The 26,647-nt window shown below is 35.7% G+C and carries 24 protein-coding genes and 2 pseudogenes; all 26 read left to right on the top strand.

All coding sequences use genetic code 11. The annotated features are described in order from the left end of the window. Position 1 precedes the first annotated feature (1 nt). The 26 genes and pseudogenes from LJE11_RS06405 to LJE11_RS06280 all read left to right on the top strand — a co-directional run bounded on the left by LJE11_RS06405 (position 2) and on the right by LJE11_RS06280 (position 26,635). The gene (locus LJE11_RS06405; RefSeq protein WP_227295684.1) at positions 2 to 1,204 is read left to right on the top strand and encodes a hypothetical protein; all 1,203 of its coding nucleotides are present in this window, start codon (positions 2 to 4) and stop codon (positions 1,202 to 1,204) included. Then, the gene (locus LJE11_RS06400; protein WP_227295683.1) at positions 1,191 to 2,261 is read left to right on the top strand and encodes a glycosyltransferase; all 1,071 of its coding nucleotides are present in this window, start codon (positions 1,191 to 1,193) and stop codon (positions 2,259 to 2,261) included. Before LJE11_RS06405 ends, LJE11_RS06400 begins: the two co-directional genes overlap by 14 nt. A 68-nt stretch (positions 2,262 to 2,329) precedes the next feature. Then, on the top strand, positions 2,330 to 3,499 hold the full coding sequence (locus tag LJE11_RS06395) for a glycosyltransferase (protein WP_227295682.1): 1,170 nt from the start codon (positions 2,330 to 2,332) through the stop codon (positions 3,497 to 3,499). 332 nt (positions 3,500 to 3,831) lie between these two features. After that, positions 3,832 to 5,271 (top strand): lipopolysaccharide biosynthesis protein, encoded by a 1,440-nt coding sequence (locus LJE11_RS06390; protein ID WP_227295681.1) that lies wholly within the window; start codon positions 3,832 to 3,834, stop codon positions 5,269 to 5,271. 477 nt (positions 5,272 to 5,748) lie between these two features. Next, positions 5,749 to 7,131, top strand: coding sequence for a phosphoglucosamine mutase (gene glmM / locus LJE11_RS06385; RefSeq protein ID WP_227295679.1), 1,383 nt, complete (start codon positions 5,749 to 5,751; stop codon positions 7,129 to 7,131). A 22-nt stretch (positions 7,132 to 7,153) separates the two neighbouring features. Beyond that, positions 7,154 to 7,525: pseudogene (locus LJE11_RS06380) on the top strand (glutamine--fructose-6-phosphate transaminase (isomerizing)); the annotation flags it as partial. A gap of 73 nt (positions 7,526 to 7,598) precedes the next feature. Then, positions 7,599 to 8,225, top strand: coding sequence for a VanZ family protein (locus LJE11_RS06375; RefSeq protein WP_227295677.1), 627 nt, complete (start codon positions 7,599 to 7,601; stop codon positions 8,223 to 8,225). A gap of 12 nt (positions 8,226 to 8,237) precedes the next feature. Continuing rightward, positions 8,238 to 8,549, top strand: coding sequence for a hypothetical protein (locus LJE11_RS06370; RefSeq protein ID WP_227295676.1), 312 nt, complete (start codon positions 8,238 to 8,240; stop codon positions 8,547 to 8,549). Next, the gene (locus tag LJE11_RS06365) at positions 8,467 to 9,834 is read left to right on the top strand and encodes a hypothetical protein (protein WP_227295674.1); all 1,368 of its coding nucleotides are present in this window, start codon (positions 8,467 to 8,469) and stop codon (positions 9,832 to 9,834) included. Before LJE11_RS06370 ends, LJE11_RS06365 begins: the two co-directional genes overlap by 83 nt. A 160-nt stretch (positions 9,835 to 9,994) precedes the next feature. After that, entirely contained in the window at positions 9,995 to 11,731 is a 1,737-nt protein-coding gene (locus LJE11_RS06360) for an IS1634 family transposase (protein ID WP_227295672.1), read from the top strand. Further along, positions 11,706 to 11,951 carry a hypothetical protein gene (locus LJE11_RS06355; RefSeq protein ID WP_118508624.1) on the top strand — a complete coding sequence of 82 codons (246 nt, stop codon included), beginning with the start codon at positions 11,706 to 11,708 and terminating at the stop codon, positions 11,949 to 11,951. The genes LJE11_RS06360 and LJE11_RS06355 overlap by 26 nt, the downstream gene beginning before the upstream one ends. 435 nt (positions 11,952 to 12,386) lie before the next feature. Further along, positions 12,387 to 12,563 carry a hypothetical protein gene (locus LJE11_RS06350; RefSeq protein ID WP_227295670.1) on the top strand — a complete coding sequence of 59 codons (177 nt, stop codon included), beginning with the start codon at positions 12,387 to 12,389 and terminating at the stop codon, positions 12,561 to 12,563. 85 nt (positions 12,564 to 12,648) lie between these two features. Further along, positions 12,649 to 12,942: a helix-turn-helix domain-containing protein gene (locus LJE11_RS06345; protein ID WP_118687942.1), complete on the top strand. Its 294-nt coding sequence runs from the start codon at positions 12,649 to 12,651 to the stop codon at positions 12,940 to 12,942. After that, the gene (locus LJE11_RS06340; RefSeq protein WP_227295668.1) at positions 12,942 to 13,877 is read left to right on the top strand and encodes a reverse transcriptase family protein; all 936 of its coding nucleotides are present in this window, start codon (positions 12,942 to 12,944) and stop codon (positions 13,875 to 13,877) included. Before LJE11_RS06345 ends, LJE11_RS06340 begins: the two co-directional genes overlap by 1 nt. Positions 13,878 to 14,008: 131 nt before the next feature. Then, positions 14,009 to 15,598 carry an AAA family ATPase gene (locus LJE11_RS06335; protein ID WP_227295666.1) on the top strand — a complete coding sequence of 530 codons (1,590 nt, stop codon included), beginning with the start codon at positions 14,009 to 14,011 and terminating at the stop codon, positions 15,596 to 15,598. Positions 15,599 to 16,617: 1,019 nt separating this feature from the next. After that, a complete protein-coding gene (locus LJE11_RS06330) occupies positions 16,618 to 17,655 on the top strand; it encodes a hypothetical protein (RefSeq protein WP_227295664.1) in 1,038 nt (345 codons plus the stop codon). After that, on the top strand, positions 17,652 to 18,677 hold the full coding sequence (locus tag LJE11_RS06325) for an AAA family ATPase (RefSeq protein ID WP_227295662.1): 1,026 nt from the start codon (positions 17,652 to 17,654) through the stop codon (positions 18,675 to 18,677). The genes LJE11_RS06330 and LJE11_RS06325 overlap by 4 nt, the downstream gene beginning before the upstream one ends. Before the next feature lie 2 nt (positions 18,678 to 18,679). Beyond that, on the top strand, positions 18,680 to 19,552 hold the full coding sequence (locus tag LJE11_RS06320; protein WP_227295660.1) for a hypothetical protein: 873 nt from the start codon (positions 18,680 to 18,682) through the stop codon (positions 19,550 to 19,552). Positions 19,553 to 19,801: 249 nt separating this feature from the next. After that, a pseudogene (locus LJE11_RS06315) lies at positions 19,802 to 20,113 on the top strand (transposase); the annotation flags it as partial. Between the two features lie 155 nt (positions 20,114 to 20,268). Further along, entirely contained in the window at positions 20,269 to 20,568 is a 300-nt protein-coding gene (locus tag LJE11_RS06310) for a helix-turn-helix domain-containing protein (RefSeq protein WP_055060664.1), read from the top strand. Between the two features lie 71 nt (positions 20,569 to 20,639). Next, on the top strand, positions 20,640 to 20,885 hold the full coding sequence (locus LJE11_RS20750; protein ID WP_442860883.1) for a transposase: 246 nt from the start codon (positions 20,640 to 20,642) through the stop codon (positions 20,883 to 20,885). After that, positions 20,882 to 21,298: a hypothetical protein gene (locus LJE11_RS06300; RefSeq protein ID WP_227295656.1), complete on the top strand. Its 417-nt coding sequence runs from the start codon at positions 20,882 to 20,884 to the stop codon at positions 21,296 to 21,298. The genes LJE11_RS20750 and LJE11_RS06300 overlap by 4 nt, the downstream gene beginning before the upstream one ends. A 231-nt stretch (positions 21,299 to 21,529) precedes the next feature. Continuing rightward, complete coding sequence (locus LJE11_RS06295; protein ID WP_227295654.1) at positions 21,530 to 22,366, top strand: deoxyribonuclease IV; 837 nt, start codon at positions 21,530 to 21,532, stop codon at positions 22,364 to 22,366. A gap of 116 nt (positions 22,367 to 22,482) precedes the next feature. Then, a complete protein-coding gene (locus tag LJE11_RS06290; protein ID WP_025576973.1) occupies positions 22,483 to 22,875 on the top strand; it encodes a hypothetical protein in 393 nt (130 codons plus the stop codon). A 10-nt stretch (positions 22,876 to 22,885) separates the two neighbouring features. Next, positions 22,886 to 24,757, top strand: coding sequence for an outer membrane protein assembly factor BamB family protein (locus LJE11_RS06285; RefSeq protein WP_227295652.1), 1,872 nt, complete (start codon positions 22,886 to 22,888; stop codon positions 24,755 to 24,757). Between the two features lie 132 nt (positions 24,758 to 24,889). Beyond that, positions 24,890 to 26,635 carry an MATE family efflux transporter gene (locus LJE11_RS06280; protein WP_008704346.1) on the top strand — a complete coding sequence of 582 codons (1,746 nt, stop codon included), beginning with the start codon at positions 24,890 to 24,892 and terminating at the stop codon, positions 26,633 to 26,635. Positions 26,636 to 26,647: the final 12 nt, after the last annotated feature.

Raw genomic sequence — 26,647 nt, 5'->3', positions numbered from 1 at the left:
TATGAAAACAAAATATACAATAAATGAATTTTTATTTAAGACATATTTGATATGTGTGGTTTTAGGGTGTTTATTGAGAAATATGTTTGGTGAATGGAAGCCGATATATGATACATACACATTTGTTAGTAAAGGAAGATGGGGAACTTTCTTCCTGAATTTTTCAAGTATTATTCTTTTTGTGTTGATATTTAGATGTATTATACATTACATAAAAAAAGTTCATGCAGGAATAAGAATTTTGCTTATAAGCTTGATTTTTTATTATTTGATATGGACTGTATTGTCATTAGATAAAGCACCTATTCAATCTGTTTTTTTTGAAGCTATTTCTACATCAGTAATTTTGTTGCCAGTGTCAGCACTGCTTGGTTTTGATGATAATATATGGAATATATTGGAAAATGAATTATTACGTATAAATTTACTCTTTTGTTGTTGTTTTTATATTGCTGTTTTTTCTTTTTGGTCTAATTATGGAATAAATTGGCCCAGGAATGCGTCGTATAAAGGAATATTTTCATGTTGGTTTACATCTGCTTGCATTATGACCTTTATAGAATTTCACAAAAAAAATAAAAGAAAAATAATATACTGTAATTTATTGTTTATTATTGCCGCTGCGTTTATTACACAGTCAAGAGGTTGGGTATTACAAACATTAGTACTATTGTTTGTATTTGTTGCGGTTCTGGGTAATAGGAATAGATATGTTAAGTTTTTAATGGGGCTTTTGCTGATTTTCATAGCAATATTGGGAGTTTCTTATGTTTTTCCAGAGATTACAGGAAATTTATTCAATAGGGGAGTTGAAGATACCAGAAGTGGACAGTACGTAATCTTTTTTGCGCAGCATTCATGGAAAGATTTAATTCTTGGATTAGGTATAAATGCTTCTTATAGCTACTTAGGAAATGTAAATTATACTTATTTCGATAATCAGTTTATGTTTGTCATGTTCCATTATGGGATTTTTCCAGTGATCGTATGGTTATGTGTATATGCATCCATTTTAAAAAACAGTAAAATTTACAATGGGCAAAATAGAATAGTGATTCAAGCAGCAAAATTTGTCGGATTATTTGTATTACTGGCGTATATGGGAGTTTCTACATATTATCAAATTGAGTTGGGATATAATGGCGTTATTGTAATGATACTTATTGGAAAAGCGTTAAGGGAAAAATATTATGGGAAATCATAGATTAATGAAAAGGATAACATTTTTAATAGGCAGTTTAGGTGGAGGCGGTGCTGAAAGAGTTACAGTTGCCTTAGCTGATTATTTTTGTGAAAGCGGTTATGAAGTGTCTTTTATTGCATTTTCAAAGGCAAATAATAATTATGAGATTAATGCGAAAATAAAAGTTGATTATTTGCCTGAGAATACAGGGAAACGTGCAGTATTTTTTAGAATAAAAGAATTGAAAAAAATATTGAAAAATCAAGCACCAGATTATGTGATTTCATTGGGTTTAGGATATCAATATTTGATATTAGGAAATTTATTAAATAAATATAATTTCATTTTATCGGAAAGAAATGCTCCCCAATTTTTTTACAATTGGTATGAGAAGATTTATGTAAAGTATAGTTACAAAAAAGCATATAGAGTTGTTTTCCAAACCGAAGATGCGAAACTGTATTATGGTAAGAGCTTAGAGAAAAAGTCAAAGGTAATTGCAAATCCTATTACGTCATCAATTCCGAGTCCATATGATGGAGTGAGAGACAAAAGAATTGTAGCTGTAAATAGATTAAGTCAACAAAAAAATTTATTCATGCTACTCAGGGCAATGAAAAGAGTTTTTGATGTATTTCCAGAATATATTTTAGAAATATATGGTAAGGGAGAACAGCAAGAGGAATTAGAAGAATATTCTAAAGAATTAAAAATTTCTGATAATGTAAAATTTATGGGACAAAAAGCAAATGTTCAAAAGTATATTGTAAATGCTAGTATTTTTGTATCATCATCAGATTACGAGGGAATGTCTAATTCAATGTTAGAAGCTATGGCAATAGGACTTCCTGTGGTATGTACAGATTGTCCGATAGGTGGTGCTAGAATGGTTATAAAAAATAACATTAATGGTATACTTACACCTGTTGGTGATGACAGAAAATTTGCAGATGAAATAATAGGATTACTAAAAAATCCAGAAAAAGCAAAAAGACTGGGAAAACAAGCAAGTGAGTTAAGAGAACAACTAAATGTAAAAAAAATAGCCAAGGAATGGGAAAAATTATTAGAAGATTAAATCAAAGCTTTTATGTGCATTGTAAATCTTATCAAGAGAAATAATTAGTAAAGAGAGGGTAGCAATTCATGATAATAGTATATATTGGAAATGTCGGATATCCAGACACGGCATCATCAATTCATGTCAGAAATAGAGGTATATTTATGAAATCTTGTGGACATGAAGTTCATGTATTATGTGAGTTGGCTTCTGATGGCAAAAGAATGGAAGAAGTGGATGAGTTGACATATCAATACATGGATCCTTATCCGGGGCGAGGAAAGATAAGAGGTGCTTATTGGAATTTGGATCAGGTATTTGGAAAAATTTATTTTGAGCAAACAAAAAAATATATTGACAAAATAAAACCTGATGTGATCATATTATACGAACCAAATTCGATATTGTACATTTTAAAAATGTTAAAGCTTTCTAAAAAAGCAGGATTTAAGTTGGTAATAGAAACTACGGAATGGAGAAATCCTAAAGATTATAGGGGAATCATTTCGAGAGTTATTAACACAGAAAAAGATTTACAAAAAAAATATATTGATAAAAAAGTTGGCAATGTTATAGCAATAAGTAAATATTTGTATCAACATTACTTAGAACAAAATTGTAATACTATTTTATTACCGCCGATTTTTCCGGAAACTGATAAAAAGAAAAAGCTAATAAGAGAAAATTCAGATAAAAGGAAAGTGCTGAAGATAGTTTATGCAGGCGCATTGGCTTCAAAGGATTATATTGATACTCTATTACAAGCGATAATTCGATTAAATGCTGACGAAGTACGGGTTATCATTGATATAATTGGTCCTGATAAAATACAAGTGCAGAAGTTAGTAGGGAACAGTGAATTAGAAAAATATGGAATTTACTGCCATGGAAGATTGCCACATGATAAAACGCTAAGTATAGTAGAAATGGCGGATTTGTCAGTTTTATTACGGATGAATAAAAGATATGCGAAGGCAGGAGTTTCGACAAAGTTTTGCGAGGCAATGATGCTAGGGGTTCCTAGTATTTGTACATCTGTAGGAGGTACGGATCTATTTATAAAAGATAAGTATAATGGATTCCTTGTTAGTGATAATGACTTGAATACATTAGAAACCACATTACTTAGTATTATCAATCTGCCAAGAGAGCAAATTGAAGAAATAAAAAATAATGCATTGAGAACTGCAAATGAATTATTTACGCCTGATAAATATATAGAACGATTTAATGATTTTTTGAATAAGTGTAAGTGAGTTAGTGTTAGAATATAAATGATGTTATAAAAGTTAGTTTTAAATATGAAACATCTAGGATCATGGAAATGTTTTATAAACAATATTTTAGATATTAGCATTATGAACTGTTTGCAGTGTCTAAGGTTACAGAAGCACTATGAGGTAGTAGTCGTATTCTGATTTCTGAATCAGAAACAGGGCTAGTTATCTGTGTGACGATAGAGTAATTTGTTAGAAAATGCAAAATTCTGGTATTCTAGCAGAAAATAGAAATTTAGTGGACACACACCTACGATCTGTGATCCATGTACGTCCAATTAAAACAGAAAGAATGCAGTAAGGAGAACTAAATGCTAAAGAAAAAACTACAAAATATTCCTTTGGGAGTAAAAGCAGCAGTGGTTTATACCATGGCGTCTGTTTTTTCACGAGGGTTATCAATGATTACAGTCCCAATTTTCACGAGAATAATGTCTACAAGCGAAATTGGAATGGTTAATTTATATAATTCTTGGTATTCATTATTGAATGTAATTGCAACACTATCATTAACATCAGGTGGATTTCAGGCAGCAATGAAAGACTTTGAGGGGGAAAGGGATCAATATCAATCGTCTGTTTTGACATTAACATCAATGATGGCCATTGTTTTAGGTTGTATTTATTTTCTCATACCTAATATTTGGAATAGGATTACAGGGTTACCTTCTGTTCTGATGATTTTAATGCTTGTAGTGTTTTTCTTTGCACCGGCGCAGGATTTTTGGCTATTAAGACAAAGATATGAATATAAATATAAATTAGCTGGTGTATTGACAATGGGATCAGCTTTAGCATCAACAATATTGTCTATGATAGTTGTTTTAAATTTAAATAAAATGGGTTCAGATCAAATTGCAGTTGGGCGATTGTATGCAACTAACATAGTATCTATAGCAATTTCAGCAATTTTATGGATTAAAATATATGTAAAAGGGAAAACGATAGTAAATATAAAGTATTGGAAATACTCTTTGAAACTAAGTGTGCCCCTTATTGGTTATGCCTTTGCAGCACAGATTTTAAGTGTTTCAGATCGAATGATGATAAGCAAAATGGTGGGAAATGATGCAGTTGGAATATATAGTACTTTATATACTGTAAGCTCAATTTCACTGTTGGTTTGGACTGCAATTAATTCATCGTTTATACCATATTTATATCAGAATATAGAGAAAAAAGAAAATAGAATAAAAGAATTATCATTAGCTTTAATGGGATCGTATGCTATTATAGCTGTTATGCTTACTTTTCTAGCGCCAGAAATAGTTAAAATATTGGCTACTAAGGAATATTATGAGGCGATTTATATTATGCCACCTATTGCAGCAGGAGTGTTTTTAACTTCTGTATCAAATATGTATTCTAATTTACTCATATACCATAAGAAAACTAATTATATCATGTATTCTTCGATTATCGCAGCTATTATAAATCTTATACTTAACTACATATGTATAAATATATTTGGCTATATGGCAGCTGCATATACTACACTGGTAGCTTATATAGTATTAGCAGGTGCACAGGTTATATTCGCAAGAAAGATTCATCTTAAAGAGACTGGGGAAAAATCAGTATATAATGATAAGGCAGTATTGTTTATGGCGATATTAACGATCATGGCTGCGTTATTCGGTTTAGTATTGTATCGTTATACTGTGTTAAGATATATATTAATTTGTATTGGAATGATTGCAGGAGTAAAAATAGCGTTAGTGGCTTTGAAAAAAATGAAAAATAACTGCTAGAGTCAATTTAAGCTCAGAATGCTGAAAATTCAATAAGTTTGGGCTTATTGAAGAAATCTTAGGGTCAGCCCCCCGATGTGAACATGATTATTTTTGCATTCCAGCATGCAAATCTAGGTCAGTTGTTTATCTAGGAGTTGGATGCTTCGAATATCGATGATTTGGCAAAGGCTGTTCAGCAGATTTTTGGTGACACTTGGATGAATATCATTGGCACTCGTTATGGAGAAAAGTTGTTTATGGGGAAACAATGGGGGGCACCCCATAAAGAAAACAGAGCAACTGGATGCAGAAGGTACGATTAAGAAGATTATGACGACAGAGTATGTACAGAATGCACTGAAGGGAAGTAAACGGTAGATAACCTGTGAGTATTCCGATGCAAGATGATCGGACAGGCGGCTCTGCCGCACCGTAATATTCATGTTGAAAGTACAATAACAAGTATTTTATAAAAAGAAAAGGAATTAAAATAAAATGGGAAAATATTTTGGAACAGACGGTTTCCGAGGAGAAGCTAATAAGAATTTAACAGCAGATCATACGTATAAAATCGGGCGTTTTTTAGGCTGGTATTATGGAGAATTAAAGCATCAATCGGGCGATGATACCCCGGCTCGTATTGTAATTGGAAAAGATACTCGTCGTTCAAGCTATATGTTTGAATATTCTTTAGTTGGAGGTCTGGTAGCATCAGGAGCAGATGCTTATCTTCTTCATGTGACGACTACGCCATCTGTTGCCTACGTTGCACGAGTTGATGAATTTGATTGCGGTATTATGATTTCAGCAAGCCATAATCCATACTATGATAATGGAATCAAGTTAATCAATGGCAATGGTGAAAAGATGGATGAAGATACAATTTCTTTGGTGGAAGCATACCTTGATGGCAATTTGAATGTATTTGGCAAAGATTATGCAGAGATTCCATATGCTCATCGGGACAGAATTGGATGTACAGTAGATTATGTTTCTGGAAGAAACAGATATGTGGGTTATCTGATTTCTCTGGGTGTTTATTCATTTAAGGGTATGAAAGTGGGACTTGATTGTGCCAATGGTAGTTCATGGAATATTGCCAAAGCAGTATTCGATGCATTGGGAGCAAAAACATACGTAATCAATGCAGATCCAAATGGCACCAATATTAATACAGATGCCGGTTCCACTCATATTGAGGGATTGCAGAAGTTTGTAGTCGAGAAAGGACTGGATGTTGGTTTTGCCTATGATGGAGATGCAGATCGTTGTCTTTGCGTAGATGAAAAGGGAAATGTAGTCGATGGAGACGCAATTCTTTATGTCTATGGAAGATACATGAAGGAACGTGAGAAATTGATTACAAATACTGTTGTTACAACAGTGATGTCCAATTTTGGACTTTATAAAGCCTTTGACGAGCTGGGAATTGGTTATGCCAAAACAGCTGTTGGTGATAAATATGTTTACGAGTATATGCAGAAAAATGGTTGCCGACTTGGAGGGGAGCAGTCGGGTCATATTATTTTTTCAAAATATGCTTCAACAGGGGATGGTATTCTTACCAGCCTTAAAATGATGGAAGTTATGATGGCAAAGAAAATGAAAATGAGTCAGCTCACAGAGGATTTACATATCTATCCACAGGTTCTTGTAAACGTTAAAGTAAAAGATAAAGCAGTTACACAGGCTGATAAAGATGTTCAGGATGCTGTAAAGAAAGTTGTTGATGCATTAGGAGATACTGGACGTATTCTTGTTAGAGAATCAGGTACAGAGCCTTTAATTCGTGTAATGGTAGAAGCTGAAACTGAGGAGATATGTAGAAAACATGTTGATAATGTTGTATCTGTAATTAAAGAAAAAGAGACACGCTAAGCGAAAAAGGGAGTAAATAATTATGTGTGGAATTGTTGGATTTACAGGAAGAGAACAGGCAGCACCTATTTTATTAGATGGACTGTCCAAGTTAGAGTATCGAGGATATGATTCGGCAGGAATTGCTGTTCGTGATGGTGAGAATCCAGTTGATATTGTGAAAGCAAAGGGGAGACTTAAGATCCTTGCTGATAAAACAAATGATGGTAAGGCGGTAGTTGGTTCATGTGGAATTGGTCACACCAGATGGGCAACTCATGGAGAACCATCGGAAAATAATGCTCATCCTCATAGAAGTGATAATGGAAATATTGTAGCAGTACATAATGGCATTATTGAAAATTATCAGGAATTAAAAGAAAAGCTTGTGAGAAAAGACTATGTAGTGAAGTCATTTGCCAAGCTGATAGAAGATGGTGTATATCAGAAGAATTTATTTGAAGATTTGAAATAAATAATAAAGGAGAATGATGGGAAGTAAGATAATCGAAATATTTAATAAGATAGCATATAATGTATTATCAGCACTTTATCAGCCCTTCTGGGCTGCCGTTCTCCTTGCCTTTTTAACAATGTTCTTATATTTATATGGTAAGGAGCATGGGTGGAAAAAGAATAATTTTATCCGAAATATGTTTGGAACGTGGTGGAGAGCATTTAAAAGTTCTTCAAATTTTCGTCGGACATTCGTATTAGCCTTTTATACAGCAATGATATTACTCCGAACAGTTTTAAATCGTGAGATATGGTTTGATCCGCTTGGAAAGCTTTTTGGAGGATGGGGACTATACGAAGATGGACAGTTTACAACAGAATCTATAGAGAATTTTATGTTATTTGTTCCATTTTCTATTTTGTTTCTATGGGCATTTCATAAAGAACTGTTTGATAGCATGGAAAATTTAGAATTTGGAAAGACAATATGGGAGACAACTAAAATTGTTGCAACTTTTTCATTTATTATAGAGTTTTTGCAATTATTATTTCATCTTGGCACATTTCAAATTTCGGATTTATGTTATAATACCCTTGGCGGAACTATTGGTGGAGTGATATATTTCGTAGGCTATAAGTTCAAAAACGAAAAAAATTGACATAAGAAGGGAATGACAATAGTGGAAATTCTTCATTGGTTAGGAAATCAATTTTCCAATTTACTTGATCCTGGAACTGCACTGGGGGCTTTTTTAATAAGTTGCTTGGCGGGTTGGACATGTTCTTTTATAGTTGGTGCAAAGTGGAAAGAACATACGATGAAAAAGAATAAAATTAACAGCGATGAAATTAAAGGATCAATTCATCAGGATATGCATATTCAAACACAGGGAGATTCAAGTGTTATACGGAAAACTGCAAAAAAGAATGAGATTAATGTTAAAAAGGTTGATGGTGATGTTTGGCAGGACTCAGAAAAATAAAAAGAAGAATAATATTTCTGCAAACATAGTTAATGGGAACATCATACAGGATTCATCTGTAGAAAATAATTATATAACGATTAATGATCCAGCGATTGCAATCCGCAATATAGGAAAAAATTCTGAAGAACTGACAAAATATTTTGAGAGTGTAAGAGCTTCATTAGCTTCACAGCATAAATTATATCCGTATTATGAAACTGGAATCCAGGAAATCAATGGTAAAAACTTTTTATACAGTAGACCTCTTGTCCCTGAAGCTAAAACGAAATATCCAAGTCGGATAAAGGGAAGATTTAAAATTGCAGATGAAGAGGTGGCTGGGAAGTATTCCTTGGAAGAAATGGCACGAAGAGCATATATTTCGCAAAAGTCTGTTGAGTTAGAACCAGTTGAAGTGATAAAAATGCTTGGTGAGGAAATAGACCCATACCAAGATGGCTTTTTGGAAGAAGTAAAAAATACTAATTTCAGATTAGTACCGGAAAAACTACCAGAGGCAATTTCATGTACATTGAAGGTAGATGGCTCTGACTTGGAATATGATATGATGATGAAGATTCAACCAGTTGATCCTGATAAACATATTTTATGTATGGCAAATGAAAATGACAGTGATGGCTTGAAAATTATAATCGTATATAGTTTAGTGGATAGAAAAATATCGTTTACTTATAGATTGAATTTCAATACATGGAGTGATGTGCGAAAATTTATGCTATTCCAGATGACTGCATTAAAAGGCTCAGTAATAAAAATAGAGACAAAGGAAGAAAAGAAAGAATTATTCAAAGCAACATTACAAGAACCGCTTAGTTCGGAAAGTATTGAAGAATTAAAAGGTGATTTGGAATTAATAAAAGATGTAATTTTGGTAGAGACAGAATTTGGAGTGTCATTCAGCATTTCTGACGGTTTTGATAATGACGATCAGGAGATGCTTTATTTTCTAGCTAATAGTATTAGAAGAATTCCGCAGGAAATGCAATGGACTTCTTATAATGCGGAGGCAAGATTGACCCCTGCAACAGAAGCCGATACAAAAGATTTATTTAAGCCAGAGTTTCTTATTAGATATACAGAAATTGCCAATATCAAAATTCAGCAAATATGGATTAAAGACATTAGAATCAGTAATGAATTGAAATGTTGTAGATTTGCTGATCCAGATCAGGCATACAAAGATTTTATAGCAGCACAGCAGTCAGAGGATAAACGAATCAAGATTGATTTAGTGCCAGCAGATGAAGAGAGAAGGGCATCACGAATAGTGATATTTGATTAATAGATTATATAATGTGAACTTCCAGTAATTTTTCCACCTAAAGAAAAAAGAACGAAATAAAATCATAAAAAATCCCGGTTTTCTGCGCTTTTCCATTGCAGACAGCCGGGAAATATAGTGCCATTATTTTAGGCGGATAACCGCCTAAAAGGAGGGCGCTATGTATCTGGATTTTTTAGTGAAAGTACCAACTGTAAAAGGCAAAATCACACGAAGAAAAAAGTCAAATGTTGTATATATAGAGTATGAGTATGACCGGGTTTATGATCCATCCCGGAAGTATACTTTTCCCAAAAGAGTAACAATCGGAAAACTGTCAGATACGGATCCGGAACTCATGAAACCGAATCAAAATTTCCTGAAATATTTCCCTGATGCAGAGCTTCCGGAAAGCAAAAACAGGACTTCCAGAAGCAGCTGTCTCAGGGTAGGAACATATTTTGTACTGCGTAAGATCATAGAAGAATGCAGCTTGAACGATATCCTTGGAAAGTATTTTGGATCGCGTGATATGGGGCTGTTTTTAGATCTGGCTGTTTATTCGATCATAGCAGAAAACAATGCAGCGCAGTACTATCCGGATTATACATACAACCATCCACTTTTTACGGAAAAGATGAAACAATACAGCGATTCAACCGTATCAGATTTCCTGAATTCAGTAACAGATGATCAGAGTACAGGATTTCTGAATACATGGAATGAGTCACGGAATTACCGCGAAAAGATCTATATTTCTTATGATTCAACGAATAAAAACTGTCAGGCCGGAGATATAGAAATGGTCGAATTTGGGCATCCGAAAGTAGATATGGGAGAGCCGGTATTTAATTATGCAGTTGCGTATGATACTCATAATCAGGAACCATTATTTTATGAAAAATATCCTAGCAGTCTGAATGATATCTCCCAGCTTCAGTTCATGCTGGATAAAGCATCCGGATATGGTTACAAGAAGATTGGATTCATTCTGGACAGGGGATATTTCAGCTGTGAGAACATACAATATATGGATAAATGTGGGTATAGTTTTGTTATCATGGTGAAAGGGATGTCTGCCCTTGTGAATGAACTGATCCTGGAAAATAAAGGGACATTCGAGAATAAGCGTATAAACAATATCTATGAATATGGAGTTTACGGAAAGACAATACGGCACAAACTGTATGCAAGTGATAAAAAAGAGCGTTATTTTCATCTGTATCATAGCATTTCAAAAGAAAGCGCAGAACGGATAGAGATTGAAAACCGGATCAACCAGATGACGCAGTATCTGAAAAAGTACCAGAATAAAGTAAAGGAATTCGGTCTTGGATTTGAGAAGTATTTTAACCTTCATTATGATGAAAAGAGCCAGGCTTTTATACTACCAGAAGAACGGTGCAGTGTGGTAGAAAGAGAACTGGATCTGGCAGGATATTTTTGTATCGTTACATCGGAAAAGATGAGTGCGAAGGAAGCAATCGAACTGTATAAGAACAGGGATGTATCGGAGAAACTATTCCGCGGAGACAAATCATATCTGGGGAATAAGAGCATCCGGGTGTATTCAGAAGAATCAGCAGGAGCGAAGATATTTGTTGAATTTGTAGCCATGATAGTGCGCTGCAAGATGTACATAAAACTAAAAGAAGAAATGAAAAAACTGGATAAGAAACTGAACTATATGACTGTACCGGCGGCAATAAAAGAGCTGGAAAAAATAGAAATGGTACGTCAGTTAGACAATATATACCGTCTGGATCATGCAGTAACAGCGAACCAGAAAGTAATATTGAAAGCCTTTGGACTGGATGCGAATAGTATAAAATACTTTGCGTCAGAGCTGAGTAAGGAACTGAAAGAAGCAGAATTAAGGAAGGAAAATAAAGATGGCAAGAACAAGAAAAACAAGTAAGGAAGCATTGGAAGAAAAGATTAAAAAAGCAGAGGCTGATGTGATCGCAGCGAAGAAAAAGTATGACCAGGCAACAGCAAATCTGAAAGAACTGTTAGACAAGCGGGATGCCATAAGAAAAGAAGAGATCCTGTCAGCAGTTGTAAAAAGTGGGCGGTCATATGAGGAGATCATGAACTTTTTAAATGCAGGATCAGATGGAGAAAAGACGGAAAAATAGAATTATTTTGAAGCACAGATATAGGGACTCTCGATTTAGGCGGAAAAAGACTGGAAGTTCACATTCACGAATATCTTCCCCATTCAAACAGAGAGTTCTTTGAAAAAAAGTTCGCGAATAGCGAAAAAAGATGTTGACAAGCGAAAAAATATATTATATTATAATCGTACAGCATAACAATATGATTTTTCATATTGTGGTCTAATCCCATAAAGTGGAGTGCAATAGCACTTGAGGAGCATCTTTGAATGCTCTACTGTTAGGGGCCGGCATGTTGCGCAAAGACCCGTAGCACGCTGCAAGCACCGCACGCTCTGCCTCGCTCGGGAAGCTCGGCAGAGCTCAACGGATTAGATAGGTTATTCTGTATGCACCACACTTCTTTCGGGATGGAAGCTATAAACTATACAGGTAGCTTCTAAAGGAGTGAATTTAATGAAAAAAATGCTGTATGTACAGAATGCTCAGGTAGCACCTCGAAAACCTGACAAAAAATCTGAGAAAAAGCGTAAAAAACTGAGAAGCAAAGTTTTTAAGATGATGTTTCGAGGGATTGAAGCTTTATGGATGCTGTTACAGATTGTTCAGTATTTGTTACAGATTTTTAAGTAAGAGGATTGCTATAGGAAGACCTATCTAATTTTTGATTATTAGTCGTAAGATTATATATATAGACTTAAGGAAAGGTGGAAAAATTGTGATTGGGGATACATTGAAACGAACAAGAATGATATATGGATATAAAGCATCTGAAATGAGTGAATTATTACAGATATCTAAAAGCTACCTTTCCGAGATTGAAAACAATAAAAAACAGCCTTCGTTAGAATTATTAGAAAAATACTCGGAAATCTATGGGATGAAATTATCTTCATTAATTTTATTATCTGAAAATTATGAGGAAGCCAATAACAGCAATAAAGGTGATAAATTTATCAGAAATATGATGATAAAACTTATTGAGAAGATGACACCGGATTTGGAGGAGTAATGGCAAAGCAATATAAGAGATATGATATTACACAGTGTGCTTTATATAAATGTATTAGTCCCTACAATTTGAAAAAGGTATTAAAGATAACAGATGAGGAATACAGAGATATTGTTAAAATTGTAAGGTATCATACATTTCAGATTGATAAAAAAGATGGAGTGGAAAAAAGAAATATTACTGCACCTGACAGAAGAATAAAGGAAATTCAAACAAGAATTCTACAGCTTCTCCAAAAAGTTGAAAGACCAGAATGGCTTATTTCTGGTGAAAAAGGAAAATGCTATATTGATAATGGAAAGAAACATATTCATTCGAATTACTTTTTAACAATGGATATTAAAAAGTTTTATGATAATTGCGAAAGAGAATATGTTTTTCGCTTTTTTAGGGATAGATTGTTAATGGCGGGAGATTTGGCTGGATTATGTACGGATATTGTGACATATGAAGGCGGTATTCCTACTGGATGTCCTACGAGTCAGTTATTGGCATTTTATGCGTATGAAAATATGTTTAATGAAATATCTGAAGTAGCGTATAAGTATGGTTGCATATATTCGGTATATGTTGATGATATGACCTTTTCTTCAGAGGTTGCTTTCGATGTGAAGAAAATGAGAAGTGAGATTGATCAAAAACTAAGGAAATATGGACATAAGCCGAAATATAGAAAGGTGAAGTATTATTCTCATGGACAGTATGTTCCAATAACAGGAACGATTGTTACTGGAAATCACGAGTTGAAAGTTCCGAATAGACTGCAAAAGAGAGTATATGATGATTTTCAAGAAATAAAAAGTTTTGAAGGAAGAAAAGTAACTTCGGAAGAACAGAAAAAGATAAATAGTTTAAAAGGAAGGATTCAAGCTTCGGAAAATATTGAGCCAAGAAAATTCCCAGAGATAAAAAGGTTGACCAAGTTGATTGGTTAAGGGGACATAGTTCATTAAACATGGAATAGGAAACAGAATCAGGGACTGATTGAAAATATGAACAAATGATATGATTCAGAATGTAGATCATTTGTTTGAGGTATTAGAGTTAAGAACATGGAGAAAATGTTATGTATAAAATTAGAAATATTAAATTTCAAGAGCATCCTATTTTAAAGAATCTGGAACTGGATTTTTGCGGAAAAGATGGAAAAGCACTTGATACAATAATTTTTGCAGGCGAAAACGGGACGGGAAAAAGCACAATTATAAATGTACTGTATGAAGTCGCATCTCATACGGTTAAACATCCTGTGTTAGTTGAGTTTGAGCATAATGGAAAAGTTTTTAGTATTAGTTATTATTTAAAAGAACAAACAAATGGTAATACTTTTATGTATGCTAATGACGGACAAGGAATGAATGCATATATTGGGTCTGATGATGTAAAGAACAGATACCCGTTTAGTGGTATTTTTTCTGACGTTGATATAAATTTTCATGCAGATGATGTTTCAACTGTGACAAGTTTAACACTTGATTCGATAAAGGATAGTAGACGCTCAACAGAAAAACTGCCGACGCAAATTAATCAACTACTTGTTGATATACAGTCAACGGATGATGGGGAGCTGGCTCGTGCGTATAGAACTGCAAAAGAATTAAAAAAATCTGTTGATGACATTGTTTATCAAGAACGTATGCCCCGATTTACAACTGCATTTAATAAGATGTTTGAAGGTTTAACATATAGTCGAATAGAAAACGTGAAAGGTAAAAAATCAATTCTTTTTAAAAAGAATGGTGTAGATATTTCGATTAATAATTTGAGTTCTGGTGAAAAGCAAGTAGTTTATCGTGGTTGTTTTTTACTCAAGGATGTTAATGCAACAAATGGGGCTTTTGTGTTTATTGATGAACCAGAAATAAGTCTTCATCCAAATTGGCAAGCAAAGGTAATGGATTATTACAAAGGAATATTTACAAATTGTGGTGAACAGACTTCTCAAATTTTTGCTGTTACACATTCGCCGTTTATAATTCATAATGAAACGCGAAGAAATGATAAAGTAATAATTCTTTCACGTGATGATAATGGAGATATTATTGTAAAAGATAAACCTGAATACTTTAAGTGTAATTCAATCGAAGTAGTTCAAGAGGCTTTCAAAATTAACATACCGGCTGATGAACAGCCTGTTGTTTATCTGGAAGGCCGGACGGATGAAAAGTATTTTAAAAAAGCACTTGAAGTTTATGGGTATGATGTAGGGTTTCAATTTAAGTGGATTGGATACATAGATGAAAAAGGCCAGGAGGCCAACACGGGTAAAGATGCATTGAACAAGGCTGTATCATTTTTGACAGCCAAAAATTCTGCAGTAAAAAGTGTTTGTTTATATGACTGCGATACCAACAAACCACTAAAAAAATTCAATAATGTTATTACCTTGAGTATTCAAAGATTCAATAATGCATCAGGTATTAGTATAGGTATTGAAAATGCTCTTGTTTTGGATGGTATAGATGTAGAACCATATAGAAAGCAACGAAAAGAAGTTGATGGATATGGAATAGAAAAGTTAATTCCGGATTTTCAGAAAATGAAGTGTTGCGAGGATATTTGCAATCTTGATTCTGAAAAGCTCAAAATTGTTTTTAGAAACCTTAAAACAGTTATTGACCAATTGACAGAGTTGCTTGGTGATGATGTGGAATAGGTTTGGATTTAGAAACAAGATACTTCACAGTACTGATAGATATAGAAAACATTAAATTACGTATTTTTGTTCAGAGAAAATTAAATCTTGATAGAGGCTCTCATCATATTAGTGTAATTTGTTGTAACGGATTAGATGACAAGATAAATTTGTTGCAAAAAGAGTCCTTTGCTTTTGGATGATCCTTTGTTATAATAACTTCATGGCAACATTCTGGCAACAGTTCATCAGAAAGCCAGTGGAAATTATGTAGTAGAAATAAAAACTTATCTTATTGTCGGCAGAACATTAATTAATTCCGTTAAGTTTTGCTACGATGGAGCCGAGTTTGAATAATAGACATAAGCCGGGAAGTCGCAGAAATGTGGTAAGTAATCATCCGTATCTATTTTTGGCTTTTTATTCTGCTACAATCTCCTTAAAACTCAGGAGGTATTCGAAGAACTTTCGGGGTCAGACCCCATAAAGAAATTGCTTCGTTCGGGTACGTTCTAGCTATTAGACATCTTCTACAACACAGTCGGCGGAGTGATTGATGTATTGTGTGGTGATGAAGGCAAGAAAGCGTCTATAAAACTGGATGAAATTGTGATATACTGGGAGCGGTAGTTCCCTGCGCTGCTCGAAACTTTGCACACCTCTCCGTGGTGAGCAGCAGGTGTTTTATTAACAATTATTTTCACAAATGATGGCATGGCAGAAATGTATAAGGTGTTGCAGAATATTTTTCTGCCAGCAAATTTTTGTACGGTTATATATATTGTATTCCTTGGAAGTTCTGTATTCATGCTGTGCTATGGTATTGTACGATTAATTTTAACATTAGTTGTAAAGTTGAAGAAGAACGTGGAGAAATACTATAAAGAATAAATTATTACCAGGGAACTAAACTCTTTTTTTATTTCTGGCTTCATGTTAGAATAAAAAATGCAGATACACAGTTTGCAATAAATATATAGCAAAGCTATATATTTATTGTAAATTTTATTATACTGATGCGACAGGAGGGGGAAATTATTTTGGACAATAGTAGAATTCGTATTTATGAGCTGAAATATGATTTGTATGATCTGGTTGATAAATATAAAATGAGAAGAGTGATTTTCCCCAATCAGAATATTTCACAACGGCATAAGCAGAATATTACAAGAGAGGCTGTCAATGCCCTATTATATGGGATACCATATCCTCAGGTATATGTTTCTGAATTACAAAATGGACAGCTGCTGGTATTAGAAACAGACAATAGACTTCGATGTTTAATAGAATTCATTGTAGAAAGACTTATGCTTGAAATGCCAGGAAGCCTATTGGAAAATAAAAAGAATTACGAATTTTATAAAAATGAAGGATGGTTACGTTTTTCAGATCTTACTCCACGGGAGAGACAGGATATTTTAAGAACGAAGATTCCAATTTGTATAATTCAATATGAGACGCCATTATATATGCATCTGAAAATTGGAGCCTATATTGGAAATTGGTCAGTTGAAATGGAAGAGGCGGTAAGGCGCGTTTTATATGAAAATAAGGGTATTTTTATTTTACGTGATGCATTATGTGGATGTAAGACACCATTCAGGTTAATGGTAGAAGCTGAATTTGTTGTGTTTTTAACATATATTGTGAATTTTGTTTTGGATCATAGTGATGATTGCGAAGAAGATCCGTATAGTATGCAGGAGAATATGCTTAATTATGTCAGATTAAACAATTTTAATGTTGAGAAATATGCTTATATATATACGGAAGCTAGAAAATATTTAACAGATAGTGCCTTTTATTATAAATATGGGAGTGGGAGAACACCATTATTTAGAATTTTCTTAAGAAAATTTTCAAATATGAAACCTGAAAGAGGACATATTCTTGGAATGGCCGCTTGTTTATGCACTGATAATTATGATATAGAAGAGTTGGTTGAAAAGGCATATTGGATTATGCAGAGAGTATGTTACAGAGATTATGATGGTGAAATAGGAATACAGCTTAGAAATAGTGATTTATCTAAAAGGTCTATAGGACAGATTATTGATGAATTAAGGAGGAGCGTATGATTGATAAACTGTGTATAAAAGGTTTTAAGTGTTTTGATGATGTTTCTTTGGAAATGAGAGCAATTACAATGCTTGCAGGGCAGAATTCCATTGGGAAATCAAGTATTATTCAGTCATTATTGGCATTAAAACAGGGAAAAACTCCTTTTACTGGAAAATATATGACTATAGGAACTGCTGATGAACTGTTGAATGCATATGTTGGAGCAGAAGAAATAAATATTAGTGCTGATTATACAAATGCGAAGGGAATGTTTCAGAATGCTTTTGTTAATATTAAAGGCTTAAATGCGATAAGTGTTAAAAATGAAAAATTAAAACTTGGAATTGTGTATTGTTCGGCTGAGAGAGTGGGGGTTAAGGATGTTTATGAAAAGCCAATTAACGATGAATCGGGAGTTGGAATAAATTGTGAGTATGCTTTTTCTTATCTCGCTGAAAAAGGGTCAAAACCAGTGAAGAAACAGTTTGTCTATGATGAGACAACAAAACTTACATTGGATGGACAGGTAAATTATTGGCTGCAGGAAATACTTGGCTATAATGTATTTGCAGAGGCAATAGAAAAAACGGAATTGGTGCGTGTTTTTTTTCGTAATCAGAATATGCGTATCAGTGTCAGACCTAAAAATATCGGAACTGGGGTTACGTATATTGCAGAAGTGATTATTTCTGCATTTTCATGTAAAGCAGGAGATATATTGATCATAGAAAATCCAGAAATACATTTACATCCTTCAGCACAGTCTAAATTCGTAGATTTTTTAACATTTATCGCATCCTGTGGAGTACAGATTATTGTGGAAACACACAGTGATCATATATATAATGGCATTAGGAAGGATATACATCAAGATTTAATTGATGCAGAAGATGTCAGGATTTATTTTTTTAAACAAAATGAAAATGGATGTTCAGAGCCAATTTTGATTCCTATAAATGAAACAGGAAAAGCAACAGTAAATGCGAACGGGCTGTTTGATCAAATTAAGAAAGATTTGGATGTTATTTTAGGGTGGTAAATATGGAATTTATACTAAATGAGTACTCATTAAATGGACAGTATTCTTCGATGGAAGAATTTGTTGGTGAATTGGGTAATGTCGTTGGATGTATTAATATTATTCGTAAAAATCCTGTTAATAAAATTTCTAAAGTAAAAGATTTTTATAAATCTAAGATTACGCAACAAGAAAGAATGTGTGATTTGAAAAAAATAATTTCCAGGGATGATGAATTAAAGGATTTTCAATTGAGTTTGGATGCAGAGATATACGATCGACCATACTGGGATGATGTTTGTGTGCAGAATATGGATTCGTTATATTTGTGGGATAACCAGAATATTTCATTGACGGGAATGGCTGAGGCAGCAGCAACTTCAAACCAGTTGTTATCGTTTAGGCGTGAAGGGCTTGTGGATGAAACGATAAGTATTAAAGAAGTTACATTCAGTGGTGAACATAATCTGTTTCATGTAGATTCAGTTTTTTCAGTTAAATATTTGATGGAAAAATATGGTTCGCAATTAGGCATAGGGCGAGATGATATACTTAAAGAGAGGTATCGTGGAACAAGAGTTGACTATTCCACTATAGAACGCGGATTTGGAGCAGAAATATTGGAAGAAAGTGAATATAGATCATTGAGGGGAACACTGGACAAGGTAGTTAAACATGAAAGTTTTGAAACAATTGGCCGAGATGATGGGCTGGAGTATAAAAAGTATGATCCGAAGCAAAAAGGAAAAAACTGGTTTCCTTCTGGAAAATATCGTGGTAAATGCATTATGAAAATAAGATGTAGCGATGTTATTAGAGTGTTTGGCTATCGGAAAGGTGATAAATTCCGAATTCTGCGTATTGAAAGAGACCATAAGATAAGTGATAATGGATAGAAGTTTATTAAAAGAATCAGTACATATAAACTTACGGATTCTTTTAGGATATAAAGAAGTTATGTGAACTTCCGAAAAAATCTCCCCTAAACAAATTTTAGGGGTTGATGAGGAATAAAAAAAATATTAAAAATCCGGAATTTGCAGGCGATTTGGCTTGCAAACGACTGGATTTAATGTTAACTTTCAGAAATTTTACAACTAAATCGAGTTTCTTTCTCCTAAGGGTATATCCTTAACTTCCTGAAAAAGCAGTATCCTGGAAGTATCGTAGATATTTCCCAGCTCCAGTATATGTTAAAAAAAGCAGAAGGATACGGATATAAGAAGGTCGGATTTATCCTGGACAGGGGATATTTTGGCAGGGAAAACATCCAGCATATGGATGAATGCGGGTATGATTTTGTGATCATGGTAAAGGGGATGAGTGAATCTGTTAGGCGGATGATCTTGGAAAACAAAGGAGAATTTGAGAACATTCGTAAATATAATATACGGAAGTACAAGACATTTGGAAAGACAATAAAGAAAAAACTCTATATATCAGATGAAAAAGAAAGAGGAAATACTCGGGGTCAGACCCCATGAAATACCAATAAAGAGAATAAAGAAGAACTAAAAGTTCTATAAAAGAAACATAAAATATCTTGCAAAAACTTATCATGAGTGATAAAATCTCGTAAATGAGTTATCAGAGATGGAATGGAGATAAACAAATGCAGGAGAACATGAAAGAATACCTGACAGAAAAGGAAGCCAGGGAAAAGAGACTGGAAGTATATACAGAGAAGATCCAGGAAAAAGTGTTGAGCAGATCTTCGGAAACAATCCGGCAGTTAGTGGAGGAGAGACACCGCCAGAAAATGACGCAGCAGGAAATAGCGGATATTACAGGGATAAAACCGTCGAATATGGCACGGTTCGAGAGCGGAGGCAGGGTACCAACACTGGTTGTATTGGAGAAATATGCGAATGCACTTGGAAAACATATTGAAATAAAAATTTGTGATGACTGACAGATTTTTATTTTAATATAATCATAAATGATAGTATTATTGAGAATAAAAAGTGAAATGGAGGGAGAAAGATCGCAAGAAAATTAAGGGACTGGTATCCGGGGGCAATTTACCATATCATGCACAGAGGAGTGAGAAGAAAACCAATATTTGAAGATGAGATGGACCATCAGGTACTTCTGCAGATAATAAAGACGTCATTGAGTAAATATAACTGCCGGCTGCATGCGTATTGCCTGATGACAAACCATGTCCATCTGCTGCTTGAAACAGGTGATATAGAAATCGGGAAGTTTATGAAACTGGAGTTACATTGAAAAAAGATAAAGCAGCTTCCAACTTAATATGTACTGCACCCAAAAACAGTTTGTTATTTTTTCATAATCATCCTAAAAATTCTTGCTTTTCAGAAAAAGATTTGGAGTCTTTTATGATATCAGATGCAATAAAGATGATGTCTGTCGTTTGCAATAATGGTAGATTATATTACTTGATTAAGATGGATACATTCGATAAGTGTGAAGCATTAATGCATTATGAAACAATATATAGCAAAATAGAAAGCGGAAGTGTTAAGGAATTTTTGAGAACTTGTAGTAAGGTAGGGTTAAAGTTCATTTATGGAGGTCACGTTCAAAACTTAACAGTTTTTGTGAAGCATTTTGAAAACCGTCCCTGCTATCAGCAGGGGCGGCTTTCATTTTTTACGCCTATTTATTGTCTTCACTGACATGAAGATAGTTCATAAGCGCAACCTGAAAAATTTTGGAACAATTGACTCCGTTCACAGCAATGTCTTTTTGACGTAAAATTGTTTATAACAGTAAAAATGTTTAACAAAATCTGTTAAAATGCTATAATGCAGATATGAAAAAGATAATCTTGAGAAAATCCATAATGTATGATAAAAGGATTGCTATAAACTGGTACTGTGAAAATACGACAGAAGAGGAGTAAAAAAATGTTATATATAGGAAATCACACAAGCTCATCCCGGGGATATCTTGCAATGGGGAAGCAGATGCTGGAAAATGGTGGTAACACATTTGCATTTTTTACCAGAAATCCAAGAGGAGGAAAAGCCAAAGACATTGATCCGCAGGATGTGCAGGCATTTGGGCAGCTGGCAGAGGAGAATCATTTTGGAAAGCTGGTGGCTCATGCGCCTTACACTATGAACTGCTGCGCTGCCAAAGAAAACCTCAGGGATTTTGCCAGAGAAATCATGGCAGATGATCTGAGACGTCTGGAAATGACACCGGGAAATTATTACAATTTTCATCCGGGCAGTCACGTAGGACAGGGTGCAGAAGTAGGAATCAGTAAAATTGCAGAAATTCTCAATGAAGTGCTGACAAAAGATCAGAGTACGATTGTACTTCTGGAAACTATGTCAGGAAAGGGCACAGAAGTAGGAAGAAATTTCGAAGAACTTCGTCAGATCATTGACAGGGTGGAGTTAAAAGATAAATTAGGTGTTTGTCTGGATACCTGTCATGTCTGGGATGGTGGATATGATATTGTAAACGATCTTGACAACGTATTTGAAGAATTTGACCGGATAATAGGTCTGGACAGACTAAAAGCCATCCATTTAAATGATAGCATGAATCCCCTTGGCAGCCATAAGGACCGCCATGCCAGAATCGGAGAAGGTGAAATAGGACTGGAGGCACTTGTCCGCGTGATCAATCATCCTGCCACAGAGGGAATTCCGTTTATTCTGGAGACACCAAATGATGATGAGGGATGGACTCATGAAATTGCGTTGCTCAGAAATGAGTATAAACAGAAATGAGTATAAATATATCTGTCCGAATCAGGAAGATAAATTGGGGCGTGCTGACAAGTTGTAGATACAAATCAAAAGAGCAGGAGTGAGATCAAAAGGAAGGAATGCAGGAAAAAGCAGAGATGCAGCAAAGACAAGGATATCAGGCAGTAGAGAAGCTGAGAGAAACACTGGACGAGAAGTATCTGTGGGAGGTTATTTTACTCTATGCAGGTGAGAGTTTCAAAACCTATACAGGGCTTCCATTCACTTATGAAGTAAGAAAGGGTCGGAATGGAGACTACACAAGGGAGTTGTGGATCGACCGTAGGGAGAACAGTAAGAGTCTGGCGTTAAGTTCAGTGCTGCTGGCATTGAGAAACATAAAGAAGGTGGGAGCTGTGGTTGACAGACCCAAAGCTCTGGGCGACATCCGCGGAGTGAGTTATATATATGGAATGTTCTACCGCTTTGGGCTGATCGATGTGCCGGATACAGCCAGGCAGAAGATGAAATTCACAGGATATATTTTTTAGGAGGAAAGGTATGAACAAGAAGAGAAACGTGGATTCTGGGAGAAAGTCTGCAAGACCGGATTACATTCAGAAAACAATATCACAGAAAAGTTCAGGAAAACGCAGTGGAAAAGTTTTCTTCCCCAAAACACTCATAAAGACTGGGGGGATTATAATTTTTGTACTTCTGCTTGGGTTTGCAGGAAACAAGTTTTTCCTGTCTGTCAGCACAACAGACAGCGGGAAGGTGAAGGCCGTATCAGCTTCAGGTGCAGACGAGGAAAAAGAAGGCAGGATAATCGAAAAAACTAAAAAAACTAAAGAAATTAAAGAAACCAAAGATGTGGTTGAAATGAAAAAGACTAAAGAGATTAATTTTCAGCCTCATTGTGTGGATTCTACAAAACCGGAAAATCTGATCAGCTATACTAATATTGAGGTGGATGGAAACGTACTTGAAAATATTGGAGATTATAAGGCTGATGGTGATATTTCCTTTAACATAGGACAGGATTATACAGATGTGGATGGGATCGTCACATTTCGCGGAAACAGTTTTCGCGATACCCCTTCCCATGGTTATGCAGATATGACTGATTTCAGGCTGAACAAACTATGGTCTGCAGATACAGGTTCTCTTTCTTCGGGCAGTGCCGTCTGGACAGGAAGTGGCTGGACAGGACAGCCACTTATGATGAAATGGCCAAAAGAGGTCAAAGCACATATGAATATGACAGAGAAAGCAAAGGCAGATGATGAACTGGTTGAGGTGATTTATGCCTGTATGGATGGGTATGTGTATTTTCTGGATTTGAGAACGGGAGAAAAGACGCGTGACCCATTATATCTGGGATATACTTTTAAGGGTGCGGGTGCCCTTGATCCGAGAGGATATCCGATTATGTATGTTGGCGCCGGATATAACAGCAACGAAGGAACTGCAAAGGTATTTGTAGTAAACTTGCTGGATTGTAGTGTTATGTATACTTTTGGAGACAATGATGAGTTTTCACTCAGAGGAAGTCTGAGCTTTTTTGACGGATCAGCACTTGTGGATGCAGAGACAGATACCCTGATCTATCCGGGAGAGAACGGAATCCTGTATCTGATCAGGCTGAATACAAAATATGATCTGAACAGTGGGACTTTATCCATTGATCCGGGCAGAACTGTAAAATGGCGCTACTATGGAACAAGAAGCAGTACAGAGTCTTTCTGGCTTGGAATGGAAGACAGTGCGGCAATCTATAAAGGCTATATATTTATGACCGATAATGGGGGAAATCTTATGTGTCTGGATCTGAACACTCTTCAGCTGGTATGGGTTCAGGATACATTGGATGATTCTAATTCAACGCCTGTTCTGGAAATCGAAAAAGGACATCTGTATCTGTATGTAAGTACTTCCTTCCGGCTTGGATGGAGAAGTTATGACACAGCCACTGTCCCTGTCTGGAAGATTGATGCAGAAACCGGTGAGATCGTGTGGCATACAGATTATGAATGTACTACTGATGACGGTGTTTCCGGTGGAGTTCAGTCTACGATTGCCTGTGGAAAGAACAGCCTTGCCGATTATATATATGTGACAGTGGCAAAGACCTCTGACAATGCATCCGGAGTTCTTGCCTGTCTGAGAAAATCTGACGGATCTAAAGCATGGGAGGATTCTTCCTCATATGCCTGGTCTTCTCCGGTGTGCGTTTATAACAAAGACGGATCAGGAAAGGTTCTTTATTGCAACAGTACAGGCGATATCCGCCTTCTTGATGGTAAAACAGGTAAACAGGAAGATGTATTATCTGTCAGCGAGGGCGTGATAGAGGCTTCCCCGGCTGTCTACGATAACTATGCGGTTGTAGGCACCAGAGACTGTAAAATATGGGGAATCAGGTTACAGTAAATAGCAATATTTATTTGCTTTCTCCCATTCTTTATTAACTTGTCATTTATCGCACTAAATGGTAAAATTTAAATATCTTACAGTTTTACGGCACAATATTTTGAAAAAACTGAAAACAAAGGAGAGGAAGCGATGGAAGAGAGAAATAACAGACTGCTGAATGCGAAGCTGAACAAGTATATTGTTCCGGGGATTATGATGTCTCTGGCGCTTCAGCTGGGAAATATCGTAGATACGATATTTGTAAGTAACCTGATCGGGGTGGAGGCAATGTCTGCAGTTACCCTGAGTCTGCCTGTGGAGACGATCGTTCAGCTGACAGGATACTGCCTTGGTATCGGCGGTTCCATAGCAGTGGGAAACATGCTTGGCAAACGAGACAAAGAAGGGGCATCGAAATTGTTTTCTGCCACATTTATAGTAACACTTGTGGTGGGAATCATTTTTTCAATCTGCGCCCTTCCTGCAGCAGAACCTGTTGCCAGACTTCTGGTATCAGGTGACGGTGTCCTGACCGGTTATACCAGAGATTACATACGTGTAAGTATGCTGGGGGCACCGGTGATCGGAATTGGACTGATGATGGTCAATTATCTTGGTGTGGAGAATCATCCGGAGCTGGCATCAGCCTACCTTATCGCAGCCAATGTGATCAATCTTGTGCTGGACTATATATTCCTCAGATATACTCCTCTGGGGATTACAGGTGCATCCTTATCAACTGTTCTTGGTTTCCTGTTTGCAATGGGAATTTTTGTGCTTTATATCCGCTCTGATAAGCGAAACCTCCACCTGATCCTGCTAAAGCCGGGCGAACTTGGAATCACAAAGGAAGCAATCATCACAGGCGTGCCAATGCTGATCTTTATGGCAGCTAATTTTGTAAAGGCGCTTGGACTGAATACCATTATCATGAACCAGCTGGGCGAGGAAGGTATGGCAGTATTTACTGTCTGTGACAATGTGCTGCTGATCGTCGAGATGCTTACAGGCGGAATCATCGGTGTGATCCCCAATGTGGCAGGAATCCTTTTTGGAGAGAAGGACTACGTGGGAATCCGGGTTCTCTGTAAAAAGATGCTGAAATACAGTTACATCCTGCTGGCTGTGATCTTTGTCTTTATTATGCTGTTTACCGAGGAAATCACTGTCATGTTCGGAAGCGGCGGTGGCGAGCTGGGCAGTCATATGGTCCAGGCGCTGCGCATCTTTGCTTTGTGTGTGGCACCTTATCTGTGGAATAAGTTTATTATCAGCTATTACGAGTCCATTGAGGAGACAGCCATTGCAAGTTTTGCCACATTTCTGGAGAATGCGGTGGTAGTTCTGCCTGCAACCCTGGTGGGAATCCTTGTATGGAAACAGATTGACGGGATCGGTATCGACGGAATTGCAGCAGGATTTGTTGCCACTGAGATCATAACTGCAGTTGCAGCCTGTATTTTCAGAAAAATCAGGCATAAGAATACAAGCTTTTATATTGTTCCTGACAAAAATCCGGGGATTAATCTGGATTTTTCCATTAAGAGTACCATGGAGGAAGCACAAACGGTTCATAAGAGGATCATAGAGTTCTGCCAGGAACAGGGAGCTTCTAAAAGCAAGGCAAATCTTGCCGCAGTGTGTGCGGAGGAAATGACTGTAAATATTATACGATTCGGGGGAAAAACCTCCAACTGGATCGACATTAACCTCTGTCTGGAGGATGATCTCTGCAGACTGAGGATCAGAGATAACGGTGTAAATTTCAACCCTCTGGAATATCAGTATGACAGTGAAGACTTTGATATACATGGGATTGAACTTGTCAAGAAGGTATCAAAATCCATGGATTATATTCGTGCGATTGATATGAATAATACCATAATATCTTTTTAGGAGGTACATGAA

Origin of the sequence: Blautia sp. DFI.1.216 (assembly GCF_020594215.1) — a bacterium.
Taxonomy (GTDB): Bacteria; Bacillota; Clostridia; order Lachnospirales; family Lachnospiraceae; genus Blautia_A; species Blautia_A wexlerae.
Note: the sequence above shows the minus strand (reverse complement) of the source record. Positions and strands in the feature narration are given on the sequence as shown.